We start from the raw sequence: 14,372 nt of genomic DNA on the forward strand, positions 1-14,372 counted from the left end.
GGATTTTGGAAGGCGAAGTTCTGATCGATGTCCTGATGTTTGTGTTCACGGGGTTTATTCTTCTGGTCGGCTGGCTGGTCCGGAACCATCATTCTGAATACCCGGATACGTTTTGCGGATACCATGTGGGAAAAATCGCCATGAAAAGCAACAAGGCCTGGACCGACGCGAACCGCTGGTGCGGCGATTTGCTGTTAAAATCCGGCTTCGTCTTTCTTTTGCCGGACCTTGCGGCTTCCTATCTGTTCCATATCCTGCGGGCGGAAGAGACTCTTTGGGGTCTGCCCTTTTCCTATCTGATCGCGGCGGTCTTGGTCCCTGCGATTCTCGGCATTGCGGTCACGGAGGGCCGGCTTAGGAAAAGATATCGTCCGGATGGAACGCTGAAAGAGGAGAATAACCAATGAATTGTACTTATTATGTCGTCGATGCGTTTGCCGGCAGGGTTTTCAAAGGGAACCCCGCCGGGGTCTGCATCCTGAATGAGTTCCCGGGCCGGGAGGCCATGAGGAACATCGCGGCGGAAAACAATCTGTCCGAAACCGCGTTTGTGGTAAAGCGGAACGGTTGTTATGACATCAGATGGTTTACCCCCGCGGAGGAGGTCGACCTGTGCGGCCATGCGACGCTGGGCTCGGCTTATGCGATTTCGCGGTTTGTCGAGCCCGGCGCTGAAAAGATGGAGTTCCATTCCATGAGCGGGACCCTGTTTGCGGAACGCCGAGGGGATGTTTTTACGCTGGATTTTCCTTCGCGGCCGCCGAAACCGGTCGAAACGCCGGACGGCCTTCCGGAGGTTCTGGGAGCCGGGGTGCGGGAAACCTTTCTGTCGCGCGACCTGGTTGTTCTGCTGGATTCCGAGCGGCAGGTGAGGAACCTGAAGCCGGATTTTGCGAAGATGGGGAACCTCAAGGGCGGGATGGGAGTTCTCGTCACCGCGAAGGGGGAAAGCACGGATTTTGTCTCCCGGTGCTTCTTTCCGGCGGTCGGCGTGCAGGAAGATCCCGTCACCGGCTCGGCGCACTGCAGCCTGATTCCGTTTTGGGCGGAACGCCTTGGAAAGAGCCGGATGACGGCGGCGCAGCTTTCCGCGCGGGGAGGCCTGCTTTCCTGCGAATTGTGCGGGGACCGCGTGAAGATCGGCGGCAGGGCCGCGCTGTATCTGACGGGGGAGATTACGTTTTGATCTATCGGATTTCCGAGCTTCGGCTGGAGCTGGACGGCTCGCCGGAGGACCTGAAAAAAGAGGCCGCGAAACGCCTGCGTGTCGCGCCGGAGGCGATCCGTTCCCTGAGCTTGTTCCGCAAATCGGTCGACGCGCGGAAGAGGGACGACGTCCATTTTGTCTGCACGGCGGAGGCGGACTGCCCCTCGGCGCGGGCGCCGCGCGACCACCGGGTGACGAAAGCGGTGCCTTACCGGTATGAGCTGCCGGTTTGCCGCGCCCTGGAACAGCGGCCCGTGGTTGTGGGATTCGGCCCGGCCGGCATGTTCGCGGCGCTGATCCTGGCACAGGCGGGCCAGCGCCCGGTCGTGCTGGAGCGCGGCTCCCGCGTGGAAGAGCGGGAGAAACTGGTTTCCCGCTTCTGGCGGGATGGGACGCTGGACCCGGAGTGCAACGTGCAGTTCGGAGAAGGGGGCGCGGGAACCTTTTCGGACGGGAAGCTGAACACCGGCACCAAGGACCCGCGCATCCGCAAGGTGCTGGAGGAATTCGCCGCCGCCGGCGCGCCGCGTGAAATCCTCTGGGAGGCGAAGCCGCATATCGGGACGGACCGCCTGCCTCGGGCGGTCCGGGGAATCCGGGAGCGGATCCTGTCGCTCGGCGGGGAGATCCTTTTCGACACGCGGATGACCTCCCTGCTGCGGAAGGACGGGCGTGTTTCCGGCGTGGAATTCCGGACGCGGCGCGGCGCGCCGGAACGGCTCGAAACCGGAGCGGTGATCCTGGCGGTCGGGCACAGCGCGCGGGACACCTTTGAAGAGCTGTTCGCCGCGGGTGTCCCGATGGAGCCGAAGGCGTTTGCCGTCGGCGCGCGGATCGAGCATCCGCAGAGCCTGATCGACGCCGCGCAGTACGGGAAATTCGCGGGCCGCCCCGCGCTTGGGGCGGCGGATTACAAACTCGCCGTCCATCTGGAAAACGGGCGGGGCGTGTACACGTTCTGCATGTGCCCGGGCGGGCAGGTCGTCGCGGCGGCCAGCGAGCCGGGGCGGCTGGCGACCAACGGAATGAGCCGTTTCGCCCGCGACGGGGAAAACGCGAACGCCGCCCTGCTGGTCGGCGTGGGGCCGGAGGATTTCGGGGCGGACGGCCCGCTCGCGGGCGTGGAACTCCAGCGGAAGCTGGAGGAGGCCGCGTTTCGCCTGGGGGGAGGGGAGTACCGCGCCCCCGTGCAGCGCGTGGAGGATTTTCTGGAGCGCCGCGCCTCCGTCCGGCCGGGCGATGTCGTGCCGACCTACCGTCCCGGCGTGACGCCCTGTTCGCTGGACGGCTGCTTTCCTGATTTCATCGCCGATTCCATGCGCGAAGGCATCCGGCGGATGGACGCCCGCCTGCGCGGCTTTGCATTCCCGGATGCGGTTCTGACGGCGGTGGAAAGCCGTTCCTCATCGCCGGTGCGCATCCTGCGCGGGGAGGAGGACGGGCAGTCCCCCGCGCTTCCGGGTCTGTATCCGTGCGGCGAGGGGGCCGGCTACGCGGGGGGCATTGTCTCCGCGGCCGTGGACGGCATCCGGTGCGCGGAGCGGATCCTGAAGCAATTGTCCTGATTCGGTATTTCCATCACGGCTTTCGAAGGGATGGCGTATTCTTTGGCTGGACCTTTATGCCTGGATTTTTAATCGTCGCGGGTTGACGGAAAGAGAAGACGGGGGCCGCCGGAATTTTCCGGCGGCCCCCGTCTTCAGCCGCGTCTTTTCTCTGTCTGTCGGGCCGGGTGCATGTTATGGATTCATCAGATCGGCCGCTATAATGCTGAATGCCTTGACGCCGTTGACCAGCCCCATCTCGTCAAAATCAAACTCGGGGCTGTGAAAAGAACCGGCGCAGCGAACAATATTCGTAAAGTAACAGGATTGCCCTCCCTGCCGCTGAACGCGCTCCGAGAGATAAGAGTAGTCTTCGCTGCCCATAAGTCCATCGGGAGCTGAAAGGGTGGGAATTCCCGCTTCCTCCCGTACGATTTTTCTCACCCTTGCCGCCAACTCGGGAGAGTTGACGGAGCATTTTGCAACCCCAACAAATTCGGTTGCTGCCTTGCAGCCATGCATTTCGGCGGAAGCACTTATGATGCGCCGGGTGTAGTCCTCCATGTATTGATTGGCTTCCGGAGAGCCGCCGCGCACCTCCAGTTCCAGCTTCGCATGGTCGCAAATCATGTTTCGGCCGCTGCCGGCTACCAGCTTTCCGACATTAATCCGGGTTGAAACGCCGCCGAAGCGGGGGATGGCATGCAGATTCAGAACCGCGGTTGCCGCCGCCAACATGGCGTTTTTGCCCTTTTCAGGGGACAGTCCCGCATGCGTGGCTTTGCCCGAAAAGGTGACATCCATTTTCGTGGTCGCCAGCGTGGTGCCGCGCCCCGCGCCGATAGAGCCTGCGGTTGCATCCGTTCCGCCGCTGAGATGAGCGCCCAGGACGTAGTCCACCCCGTCGAGATGGCCGTTTTCCACAATGGATTTTGCCCCCCGGACTCCCTCCTCCGCGGGCTGGAAGATCAGCTTCAACGTACCGTGCAGCTGCCCCCGGATCGCGGCTAGGATTTTCGCGGTTCCCAAGCCGATCGTGGTGTGGCCGTCGTGGCCGCAGGCGTGCATGACGCCCGGATTGCGGGAGGCAAAGCCCTCCGTGTTGGGCAGGTGGGAAGCGTTGCGCGTTTCCGTCAGCGGAAGAGCGTCGATGTCGAACCGCAGCGCGACCGTGGGCCCTTCCCCGCAGCGGAGGATTCCAATCACGCCGGTAAAGCCGCCATGCGTGGCCGGCAGGAATTCCGGGTCGGCGCCCTGTTCCACGGCCCGCCGGTACTGGCGCTCCAGCTCTTCCTCCGGTGGGAGTCCCATGCGGCTTGCCGCATCGCAGACGTCACGGCCCGCCAGAACCTCGTCGAACCCCAGGTCCTTCAGCCCGCGCGCGACGAGGGAGGAGGTGCGCATTTCACACCACCCAAGCTCCGGGTACCGGTGCAGGTCGCGCCGCCGCTCCGAAAGGACGGGCTTCATTTCTTCAGCCATCTGAATAATTTCATTATACATTACCGTTTCTCCTTTTGCCTGTCAATTTGTACAGACGGATTAGCCTCCGGTTTTGCGTCCAATTCTTGTGGCGGGCTTAAAATGCGGGAAACACCGTCATGACCCAGAAAACGTTGACGACGCACATCAGAATGGCGGGCAGCCAGCTCATTTTCAACATGGTTTTCTGGTCGTATCCGCCGAGGCCCATCACCATGGAGACGGTCGGCGTCGCCATCGGGGTCATAAAGGCGGTCAGGGAGGCGATCCACACCAGCATGATCAGGCCGAGCGGGTTGCACGCCAGGGATTTGCTGGTGATGATCGCGATCGGAATAAAGATATTCACGACGGCCACGTTCATCATAAACTGCGTCAAGATGAAAGGCGTGATGAAGAAGAGCAGGCCGATCACATAGTTGTTGCGGGAATTCCCTACCATGCCGGCCAGGAAATTGCCGACGAGGGAGCCGGCTCCGGTGGTTGTCAGCGCGCTGCCGAGGGCGAGCATGCCGGCATACAGAAGCACCATGCCGCCCAGGCCCATCGCCTGGTAGGCGTCCCTTGGCCGCAGGATGCCGGAGGCGACCATGATAACGGCCCCGATGGTCGTAATCTCCCAGGAAGGAATGTTATGCAGGGGCTGTGTCAGCAGCATGATGACAATCCCGAAAAACGACACATACCCGAGAATCTCCTGTAAGGGGGAAAGCCTGCCGTCCCCGGCGGAAAATTTGCTTTCCACCGTGCTGATTTCCAGCACCGGCTTTTCCGGGGCCAGCCTGGGGGCGAAAAAGATGGCATAGAGGATAATCAGGATCATGCCCGGCAAACGGGCGATCATGGGATCCAGCATTTTGAACAGGTAAGCGGTGTAATGATAAGATTCCAGATAGCCGTTGTTCGTCAGGTACATCACCGCGCTGTTGCCAAACGGCAGGATGGAAACGGTGGAGATGGAGACGATGCCGATCGGGAAAATCATTTTGGACCGACTGTACCCCATTTCATCGCAAATGGCGCACGCCAGTGGAAACACAATGCTGAAGCATGCCATGGAGCTTTGGATGAACTGGGTCAGAACAGCGATGATGAGCACATACCCTGCCAGGATTTTCGTAAAGGAGCCCTTGCTGATCCTTGCCACCAGATGAGACATTCTGGAGACCATCTGCGTGCGGCTGAAGCCCGCCGAAACCACGAACATGGTTGCCATGATGATCGTGTTGGAGTTTGAAAACCCCGACAGGGCGGTTTCAGGATCAGTGCACCCGGTCAGCACCAGCAGGAGCATGCTTATGACCGCCGTGGTCGCCATGCTGAATTTACCTGCGATGAAGCTGACAAGCGTGGCGGCAAAGATCAGCAGACATATGATGAGCTGTGTAGTCACGATATCCTTCCTTCCTATCCCTTTTTGTTTGCGCAGCGCTGCACTACAAAAATTAATAAAAATATGATATCATGCTGGAAAGATATTGTATAATATAAATCATTTATGCGGATATCGGCTTTTATTATGGTCCTTACCAGGGAAGGAAATGGTATTTATGAATCTTCAGCAGCTGAAGCTTATCATTGCCGTGAGTGAAACCGGTTCTATTTCAAAGGCGGCAGGCAAGATGTTTCTTTCGCAGCCGAATGCCAGTGAAACCATCAAGGCACTGGAAAAAGAGCTTGGTTTTTCCATTTTCTGGCGGGCTCACACGGGGATTTCACTGACGCGCAAGGGAGAACAGTTTTTGGAGCACGCGCGGATTATGGTTCATCACGCGGATCAGATGTATGAGATCGGCCGCGGCAGTCCGCCGCATCGCTTTTTTCTCGGCGTCTCCAGCTACACCCCCTTGATTGAGGCGTTTCTCGCTCTGTGCCGGAAGTGCGGGCATGAGCCGAAAGCGGAGCTGTCCTGCCGGGAGGTGGATGTTTCGGGCGGGCTTCATTCCCTTTACCAGCTGAGTTTGGATTTGCTGGCGATCGTTCTCTCAACGCAGAACTTAGACACCGTCCGCGAGACGGCCTCCGGCCATAATCTGTCCATGATGGAAATCTGTGACCTTCCGGTGAATGTCAATCTGCGCCGGGAGCATCCGCTGGCTGAGGCTGGGCCGCTGGATCTCGAGAGGCTCCGAAATTATCCATATGTCGATTATTTTTCACAGAGCGTGCTGGATATGGTAAACCAGCTTATTGTAGTGGGAAAAAAGATCCGGTTTAAATCCTGTATCAAAGTGGACGAAAGAAATCTCCGCTGCCAAATTGTCGGCACCACCGACGCTTTCAGCATCGGATGCCGGCTCCCGAAGGAAATCCTGAATCAGTTCGGACTGGTCAGCTTCCAGCTGCCGGTTGAACCGATGAAGCTTGTCGTCATTTTCCGCCGAGGGGAGCAAATGAACGCGGATATCCAGCAGTATATCCGGTTACTGAAAATGGAGATGGATGACCTGATCTGAGAACGGCCGTCCGAAAGAGGATGGCGCGCCGGACAGAACAAACGGAGACATTTCCCGTGTGCCGCGGGAAATGTCTCCGTTTGTTGCCTGATCCGCTCAATTGTACCCTATCCGGCCTGAACGTTCCGGATCCGGCCCATGACCAGCTCGTCCACATAGGTTCCGTCCCGGATGACCGACTTCCGTTTTGTGCCTTCCACTTCGAACCCCATCTTTTTGTAAAGATGGATGGCGCGCTCATTGTCCGCGTAAACGCCGAGTTCGACCCGCACCAGCATCAGCCAGTTGTCGGCCAGATCCAGCGCGGTTTTCATCAGCGCGGCGCCGACGCCCTGATTTTGATAGTCCCTGTGGACCATGATGTTCAGGGTGGCCGAGTGGCGCATCCGGGGGCTCGAGATGACATTCAGTCCGACTGTGCCGATCACTTTTTCCCTGCCGCTTTCCTCGGGAACGACGGCGGCAAACTGGTGGCTGTCCGGCCCAAGCCCGGCGATGAATCTCTCCGTCTCTTGGATCCGCCCGGAAGGCACCGCCAGCGTGTTGTAAAATACTTCCGGCATTCTGCGCATTTCGTTGAGGCTCTCGGCGTCTTCCTTCCGAATGGGCCTGATGATAAAATCCGGCATGAAAAATTCCTCCTGTCCCGCCTGCCGAATCAGGCTTTGATCAGATCGACCAGCCAATCCGCCTCCGGCATCGGCACCGAAGGGAAACAAACGGCGTTTTCCGCCGCGCTTTCCATTGCGGAGAAAAAGCAGAGCGCGAGGCTCCGGGGGTCGCCCGCCCGAATCTCGCCCGCCTTCTGCCCGGCTCTGACCGTCGGCACGAACCGGTCGGCAATATTCATCTCCCGGACCGTTTCCTTCATTTCCTCCGTCAGGTAATCGGCGGTAAGGGCCTGCCTTGCAAGAAGGAAAACTTTCGCCGTCGCGGGCGAGATCGCGAAATAGGAAAGCGCGGCCTCCGCGATCTCATGAAAAATCTGAATCGGGCTCAAAGGAAGAAGAAGGTATTCCTCCATCATCCGGATCCCGTCCAGAGCGGTTTTCAAGTGTTCCAAATAAAGCCGTTCCTTCGTGTCGTAGTAGTGGAACAGCAGCCCGGAACTGATGCCGAGCGCACGGGAGATCTCACGCGTGCTGGTTCCCTCGTAGCCGCGCCGGATAAACAGGTTCAGGCTGCAGTCGAGAATTTCCTTGCGGCGGTTTTCCTTCTGTCTTTGCCGAAGGCCCATGGGAAGGCCCTTCTTTCCTGATAATTTAAGCATATGCTTAGCAATTTTACCTCAGCATAACAGGCTCATCAAATTTTGTCAATCTTTGATATTTATGGTATCCATAATATTTTGAATAATTTATCAGATAAATTGCAGTATTCTCTTCCTATTTCATACTGCTTGTGCTACAATACCCGTTAAACAAGCTGAAAGACGGGAGTGTTCTTCTTGGAATTTTCCAAACGGATGCGTCACTTTGAAACGGGCGTTTTTTCCGCGCTGTCTGAGATGAAGCGGGAAAGGACCGCGAAGGGAGAATCGGTGATCGATTTCAGCATCGGTTCGCCGAACATTCCTCCGGCCCGGCATGTGGTCGACGCGCTGTCGCGGGGCGTTCAGGACCCAGGCAGCTATGAATACGCCATCACGGACGGCGAAGAGCTGCTGGATGCCGTCTGCACATGGTACCGGCGCCGATACGGAGTCGAACTGGAGCATTCGGAGATCACTTCGCTGTTGGGCTCGCAGGACGGGTTGGCGCACCTTTCGCTCGCCATTGCCGACCCGGGCGACCTCGTTCTGGTGCCGGACCCCGGCTACCCGATCTTCGGGGACGGGCCGCTGCTGGCCGGGGCGGAGCTGTACCGGATGCCGCAGAAGGAGGAAAACGGCTGGATCGTCGACCTGAACGCCGTGCCGGAGGAGGCCGCCAAACGCGCAAAGCTGATGGTGGTTTCCTATCCCAACAATCCCGTAACCAGCATCGCGCCGCCGTCCTTTTATCGGGAACTGGTGGATTACGCGAAAACCTACGATATCATCGTGCTTCACGACAACGCTTACAGCGAACTGGTTTTCGACGGCGCCCGATGCGGCAGTTTCCTTGAGACCCCCGGCGCGAAAGAAGTCGGAATCGAGTTTAATTCGCTTTCCAAAACCTATGGCCTGGCGGGCGCGCGAATCGGTTTTGCCGTCGGGAACCGGAGTGTGATTTCCAAGCTGAAGGCGCTCAAATCCAATCTGGATTACGGCATGTTCCTGCCGGTTCAGAAAGCCGCCGTTGCGGCGCTGACCGGCCCTCAGGACTGCGTGGAACGGACAAGGGCCGCCTATGAGCGCCGCAGGGACGTGCTGGTGGAGGGCCTGAACGCCGCCGGATGGGAAATTCCAAAGCCGAGGGCGACGATGTTTGTCTGGGCGAAGATTCCGGCGCCGTATTCGGACAGCGCCGCGTTCGTCGGCGACCTTTTTCAGAAGACCGGCGTGCTGGTGACGCCCGGCTCGGCGTTCGGGCCTTCCGGGGAAGGGCACGTCCGCATGGCTCTGGTCCGAAGCGAAGAGGAAATGGGGCGGGCGGTCAGAGCGATCGAACGGAGCGGAATTCTGAAGCAGGGATGATCCTGCTCAGAGAGAACGGCCGAAAGAAACGCAGGACGCCTCCCGAAAACGGGAGGCGTCCTGCGTTGAGGTTGTGAAGCCGGATTGTGGGGAAAGGTGATGCCCTATTCGTAGCGCAGAGCCTCGATCGGGTCGAGCTGGCTGGCTTTCTTTGCCGGATAATACCCGAAGAAAACGCCGATCAGCATGGAGAACCCGACGCTGATGAAAATGATCGGGATGGAAATCACCAGCTTCATTTTCAGCAGCGCGACCCCGACCGCCGCCAGTCCGATTCCCGTAATGATGCCGATGATTCCCCCGATGACGCAGATGATGACCGATTCGGTGATGAACTGCATCCGGATGTAGCTGCTGCGCGCGCCGAGCGCCTTGCGCGTCCCGATTTCCCTTGTGCGTTCGGTTACGGAGACAAGCATGATGTTCATGACGCCGATGCCGCCGACGACCAGCGCGATTGCCGCGATCGCCGCAATGGCGATGGAGATGGTGTTCATCATGGAGGTGACGGAGGAAAGCATGTTCTCCATATTGTAGGCCGTGCAGGTGTACTTGGAATTGTTGGCGTACAGATGCTGCATGTAAGTCTTGATCCGGTCCGTAAACGCGTGGGTGTCGTTGACGTTTTTCAGCTTGATCTCAAAATCGGAGTAGTTCTGGTTTTCCGACGTCTCCTTGGCCACGGTCACGGGGATATACATCGTTGTGCGGATGTCCTTATCGGCGACGCCCATGCCGCCCATGCCCTGCTGGACGTATTTGTAAACGCCCACGATCGTGTAGGAGTCCACGCCGTTGTCCGTATCGACGTTGATTTTCTTTCCAAGCGGGTCGGTGCCGCTTCCGAACATGTTGGAGGCCAGCTTGTCGGAAACCACCGCGACCCTGCGGCTTCCGTCGATGTCGCGGTCCTGCAGGAATCTCCCCTTCTGGACGTCGACGTTCTCGACCGTGCCGAATCCGGGATTGACGCCATAGACGGTGACGTTTGCGTACTGATGGCCGTCCTGCACCTTTCCGGCGCCGACGTCGGTGTCGTACACCGCGATCTCGCTGATTTCATTGGAGAATTTCTTCTGCACCTGGTTGATCTGGTCCATGGTCAGAAGATCGCTGTCGTCGATTTTGTCCGACGAGCCGGAGCCGCTCATCTGGCCGTAGATGCTGTCGTTGTCGTTCGGCGCGACATAGACGTAGATATTGTTCGCGCCCAGGCCCGCCATGGTGTCGGAAACATTGTTGGTCACGGCGTCGCCGATGGAGACGATCGCAATGACGGAGCCGATGCCGATGATGATGCCGAGCATCGTCAGGAAAGCGCGCATTTTATTCGATTTCAGTCCCGCGATCGCGAGGACGATGTTTTCTTTCAGAAACATGTTATCCCGCCGCCTTTCCGGAACCGGGCCTGTCGTCCACGATCATGCCGTCGTGCAGCGTCACGACCCGGTTGGTCTCTTCCGCCAGCTCCGGGTTATGCGTAATCAGGACGATCGTTTTTCCGTCCTTGTCATGCACTTTGTGGAACAGGTCCATCACCAGACGCCCGGTCGTGGAGTCCAGCGCGCCCGTCGGTTCGTCCGCGAGCAGGATGGCCGGGTCGTTCGCCAGCGCGCGGGCAATGGCGACTCTCTGCTTCTGCCCGCCGGAAAGCTCGTTCGGCTGATGGTCCATGCGGTCCCCCATGCCGACCAGCGCCAGAAGCTCCTTGGCCCGATCGATGCGCTTTCTGCGCTCCAGGCCCGCGTAAAGCATCGGCAGCTCCACGTTTTTCAGCGCGTTGTTGCGCGGGATCAGGTTAAAGGTCTGAAAGACAAACCCGATCTTTTTGTTGCGCACGTCGGAAAGCTGGTTGTCGCTCATCTGCCGGATGGGGATGCCGTCCAGAACATATTCGCCGGAGGTCGGGCGGTCCAGCACGCCGATCATGTTCATCAGAGTGCTTTTGCCGGAACCGGAGGCGCCGACGATGGAGACGAAATCCCCTTCTTCCACTTCCAGCGAAATATTCTTGAGGATGTGCAGCTCGTTCGGCGTTCCGATATAGTAGTTTTTCACAATGGAATCCATCCGGATGATTGTACGGCTCATTCCTTGGCCTCCCCGGCCAGCTGAACCGTGTCCCCGGAACTGATGCCGTCCGGGTTGCCGATGACCAGCAGCCCGTCTTTCAGCCCGGAGCCGGAAATCTCGATGGAAACATCGGTCTCAAGGCCCGTTGTGACGGGAACCTCTTTCGCCTTGTAAAGCGTTCCGGCCTTCTCCGCCACCATAATGACGCTGCCGCCGCCCTTTTGCAGCAGTGTATCATAGGGAACGACGAAAATATCTCTCCTCTCCTGAACAACGATGTCCATGCGGGCCTTCATGCCGATGCGCAGGGAAGAATTCTTGTCGTTGATCTTTACCTTCGCGGCGTAGGTGACGTTCCCGGTCCCTTCCGTCGAAGAGGTGGCCGCCGGTGCGATGGAGGCGACGGTCCCCTTGATCTTCGCGTCGCCCGTGGCGTCGGTCTGGACCGTCACGGGATTTCCCGCTTTCACCGAGGGCGCGTCCATCTCTTTGATCTCCATGTCGACAATCAGATTATCCGTATTCGCGATGGTGAACATCACTCCAGTCGGAACGGCGCCCACCGACGCGCTTTTTGCGGTGACGGTGCCGTCCGCCGGGGCGGTGATGACGGAATCCTCAAGGTTCTTTTTCAGTTTTTCGAGGCCTATGTCGGCGCTTTTGTCGTCCGCCTTGCTGACCGCGCTGTCGTAGGAGTCCTTCGCGTTTTTCAGATTCTGATCCGCCTGGTTCTGCGCGAGCGTCAGGGATTTCTGCGCCTTTTCGTAATCGCTCTGCGCCTGGTTCAGCTCCGACTTGGACGCCTGCCCGTTTTCATACAGCAGCTTCTTGTAATTGTATGTGTCCCCGGCGGTTTTCAGCGCGGCCTCGGCCACGACCACATCGCTGTTCAGCCCGTTGTTGTTCAGGTAGAGGGCGTTGTCGTACGCCCTCTTGGCCTGGGCCAGGGCCACCGCCGCGCTTTTGTCGGAATCCGCCGCGGTGTACTGCTGCTGCTCGATATCCTGCTCCAGCGTGGCTGTGTCCAGCACCGCCAGCACATCGCCCTTTTTCACCTTGTCGCCGACATCCGCGCTGATGGTCTTGACCGGATATGTCAGGGTCGTGTAAACATTGCTGGAATCGTCGCTGTGGACCGTGCCGGACACGGCGACCGTGTCCTGGAGGGTTGTTTTTTCGAGCTTTGTGGTTGTGATATTGGTATGTATGTCCTTCGTCTTGGCGCGCAGGGAAAAGGAATATGCCCCGAAAGCCAGGACCAGCACCGCGACCGCCAGGATCACAGCTACTTTTTTAGTAAATTTGAACTTTTTCCGCTTCATTGGTTCAGCTCCCTGTCGAGAATCCTTTTTTCATGTTGGTATAGCTCAGGTAAGAGGTATACAGGGTATTCCGGTCGGTGGCCAGCGTGCTCTGCAAGGTGTTCAGATCGCTGGTCTTTGCGTTGACCGACTGCTGGCTGGAGTAGCCGGCCGCAAACGCTTTCTTTTCCGTATCCAGCGCCTGCTGCGCCCGCTGCACCTTGTCAAGGTCCTGCTGATAAACCGTGTAGGCGCTGTTGAGCGAATCGTACAGCTTTTTAAACGCCGCCTTCTCGGATTCCTTGGTCTGCTCCGCCGCGATTTTGGCGTTTTCCACGTCGTGTTCGCTCATTCCGGTACTGGAGTATCCATATTTCCGATCTAAAGCATCATAATTTAGATTCGCCTGTCTGATTTTGGAGTTGAGCCCCATCATGACAATCAGATCCGCGTCGTAATTGATATTCGGGATGCCGCTGAGATCGAGGCTGTCATTTGCGACCGGCTTGACGGTCATATTGACGTCGTCCGGCAGGTTCAGAAGCGTGCGCAGGGCCGTCCGGTCCCGGTCGATCTGGCGGTCTAGCTGAACGAGGGTGTTCTGGGTCTGAAGATACGTGTCCTTCAGGCCGTCGCATTCGTTCTGGGCCACAAATCCGGCCGAAAGGGAGGAGAGCGCCACATTGTACGCCTTTTCCGCGTTGACCGCGGCCGTCTGCGCCGAAGAGTACTGGTCGTAATCCGCGCAGTAGGCGAGATAGCTGTTCTGCGCGCTCAGCACCGCGTTGCTGACGTTCTCGCTGTACTGGGACAGGGCGATGTCGTACTGATCGTCTAAATACTCCTCGTCTCCGCCGTCATCCTCCTGCTCTTCCTTGTTGTCTTTTGCAGCCTTCAGGCTATTTTTGTAAGTTTGCAGATCCAGATTGTAGGTCGTCATGATGTCCTCGATGCTGTCGAGCGAGACCACCACCGCCTGCTTCTGGCCGGAATCCTGCGCCGTGTCTTCCGCGGCGTAGGCGGGAACCGAAATGCCCGCCGACAAGAGGAGCGTCAGCAGAAGGGCTATTTCTTTTTTCATCATTTTACTCCTTTCCGATCGTGCCGAATTTCTATCTTACAATAAGGTTAATCATATAAACTAAATATACCTCTTATTTTTTGTGTGTCAATCAGAAACAGCCCATTGAAAAAATGAATTTACAATTTATTAACAGGTTGGTCAAAAATAAAAAGCAACCATTCTTGTATTAATACCTTAATACAAGAATACGCTGATTTGAACCTTTGTCAACGGGTTTCGGAAATTTTCCTGATTTTGATGAGAATCGCATGAATTTCATTTTGCATAGCAAGAACAAGTTGGTGATCTTTCATAGCCCGGTTTTTCCATTCCCGGAGAACTGTTTCCCCGGTCGGATCAAAAAACCGCCCGGGGCGAAACGGGGAGAGGATGGTGGCGACTCCCGCTCCGCCCCGGCGGCCGCAAGGCACAAAAAAACGCCGTACACGGATTCTTCATCCATATACAACGCTGTCGAACGCACGCGGACCGCACTTTTCCCCCTGTACAAAACGACAAAGCAGAGGTATAATGGGATACGCAGCGTGCTGATGATTCAGTTGCGTATGGAGGGTGTTTCTCCGTGCGCAGGGGGCGGGTGGTGGTGCACCTTCCCCTGCGCTGCACTT

13 protein-coding genes are annotated in these 14,372 nt (G+C 57.9%); 5 read left to right on the forward strand and 8 right to left on the reverse strand.

Features of this window, described 5'->3' with window-relative positions:
* Positions 1-5: 5 nt before the first annotated feature.
* Genes EQM14_RS02925 through EQM14_RS02935 form a run of 3 tightly spaced genes read left to right on the forward strand, consistent with a single transcriptional unit; the run spans position 6 to position 2,772 of the window.
* Positions 6-407: an SdpI family protein gene (locus EQM14_RS02925; protein WP_128741540.1), complete on the forward strand. Its 402-nt coding sequence runs from the start codon at positions 6-8 to the stop codon at positions 405-407.
* Positions 404-1,186: a PhzF family phenazine biosynthesis protein gene (locus tag EQM14_RS02930; RefSeq protein ID WP_128741541.1), complete on the forward strand. Its 783-nt coding sequence runs from the start codon at positions 404-406 to the stop codon at positions 1,184-1,186. The genes EQM14_RS02925 and EQM14_RS02930 overlap by 4 nt, the downstream gene beginning before the upstream one ends.
* Positions 1,186-2,772 carry an NAD(P)/FAD-dependent oxidoreductase gene (locus tag EQM14_RS02935; protein WP_128744210.1) on the forward strand — a complete coding sequence of 529 codons (1,587 nt, stop codon included), beginning with the start codon at positions 1,186-1,188 and terminating at the stop codon, positions 2,770-2,772. Before EQM14_RS02930 ends, EQM14_RS02935 begins: the two co-directional genes overlap by 1 nt.
* A 174-nt stretch (positions 2,773-2,946) precedes the next feature.
* On the opposite strand, the gene EQM14_RS02940 is transcribed toward EQM14_RS02935, so the two are convergent.
* The gene (locus tag EQM14_RS02940) at positions 2,947-4,254 is read right to left on the reverse strand and encodes an amidohydrolase (RefSeq protein WP_128741542.1); all 1,308 of its coding nucleotides are present in this window, start codon (positions 4,252-4,254) and stop codon (positions 2,947-2,949) included.
* A gap of 76 nt (positions 4,255-4,330) precedes the next feature.
* The gene (locus EQM14_RS02945) at positions 4,331-5,626 is read right to left on the reverse strand and encodes an SLC13 family permease (RefSeq protein ID WP_164918938.1); all 1,296 of its coding nucleotides are present in this window, start codon (positions 5,624-5,626) and stop codon (positions 4,331-4,333) included.
* A gap of 157 nt (positions 5,627-5,783) precedes the next feature.
* Here EQM14_RS02945 and EQM14_RS02950 point away from each other — a divergent pair, with 157 nt between their 5' ends.
* Complete coding sequence (locus EQM14_RS02950; protein WP_164918939.1) at positions 5,784-6,689, forward strand: LysR family transcriptional regulator; 906 nt, start codon at positions 5,784-5,786, stop codon at positions 6,687-6,689.
* Between the two features lie 107 nt (positions 6,690-6,796).
* Here the strand turns inward: EQM14_RS02950 and EQM14_RS02955 are convergent, their stop codons facing one another.
* Positions 6,797-7,318: a GNAT family N-acetyltransferase gene (locus EQM14_RS02955; protein ID WP_128741545.1), complete on the reverse strand. Its 522-nt coding sequence runs from the start codon at positions 7,316-7,318 to the stop codon at positions 6,797-6,799.
* Between the two features lie 29 nt (positions 7,319-7,347).
* On the reverse strand, positions 7,348-7,926 hold the full coding sequence (locus tag EQM14_RS02960; RefSeq protein WP_164918940.1) for a TetR/AcrR family transcriptional regulator: 579 nt from the start codon (positions 7,924-7,926) through the stop codon (positions 7,348-7,350).
* 210 nt (positions 7,927-8,136) lie between these two features.
* On the opposite strand from EQM14_RS02960, the gene EQM14_RS02965 reads away from it, so the two are divergent.
* Positions 8,137-9,306, forward strand: a complete 1,170-nt coding sequence (locus EQM14_RS02965) for an aminotransferase class I/II-fold pyridoxal phosphate-dependent enzyme (RefSeq protein ID WP_128741547.1) — start codon at positions 8,137-8,139, stop codon at positions 9,304-9,306.
* A 104-nt stretch (positions 9,307-9,410) separates the two neighbouring features.
* Here the strand turns inward: EQM14_RS02965 and EQM14_RS02970 are convergent, their stop codons facing one another.
* Genes EQM14_RS02970 through EQM14_RS02985 form a run of 4 tightly spaced genes read right to left on the reverse strand, consistent with a single transcriptional unit; the run spans position 9,411 to position 13,764 of the window.
* A complete protein-coding gene (locus EQM14_RS02970) occupies positions 9,411-10,685 on the reverse strand; it encodes an ABC transporter permease (protein WP_128741548.1) in 1,275 nt (424 codons plus the stop codon).
* A gap of 1 nt (position 10,686) precedes the next feature.
* A complete protein-coding gene (locus EQM14_RS02975; protein ID WP_128741549.1) occupies positions 10,687-11,397 on the reverse strand; it encodes an ABC transporter ATP-binding protein in 711 nt (236 codons plus the stop codon).
* Positions 11,394-12,701: an efflux RND transporter periplasmic adaptor subunit gene (locus EQM14_RS02980; RefSeq protein ID WP_128741550.1), complete on the reverse strand. Its 1,308-nt coding sequence runs from the start codon at positions 12,699-12,701 to the stop codon at positions 11,394-11,396. The genes EQM14_RS02975 and EQM14_RS02980 overlap by 4 nt, the downstream gene beginning before the upstream one ends.
* A 4-nt stretch (positions 12,702-12,705) precedes the next feature.
* Positions 12,706-13,764: a hypothetical protein gene (locus EQM14_RS02985; RefSeq protein ID WP_128741551.1), complete on the reverse strand. Its 1,059-nt coding sequence runs from the start codon at positions 13,762-13,764 to the stop codon at positions 12,706-12,708.
* Between the last annotated feature and the right edge of the window lie 608 nt (positions 13,765-14,372).

This window comes from Caproiciproducens sp. NJN-50, assembly GCF_004103755.1.
In the GTDB taxonomy this organism is placed as follows: domain Bacteria; phylum Bacillota; class Clostridia; order Oscillospirales; family Acutalibacteraceae; genus Caproicibacter.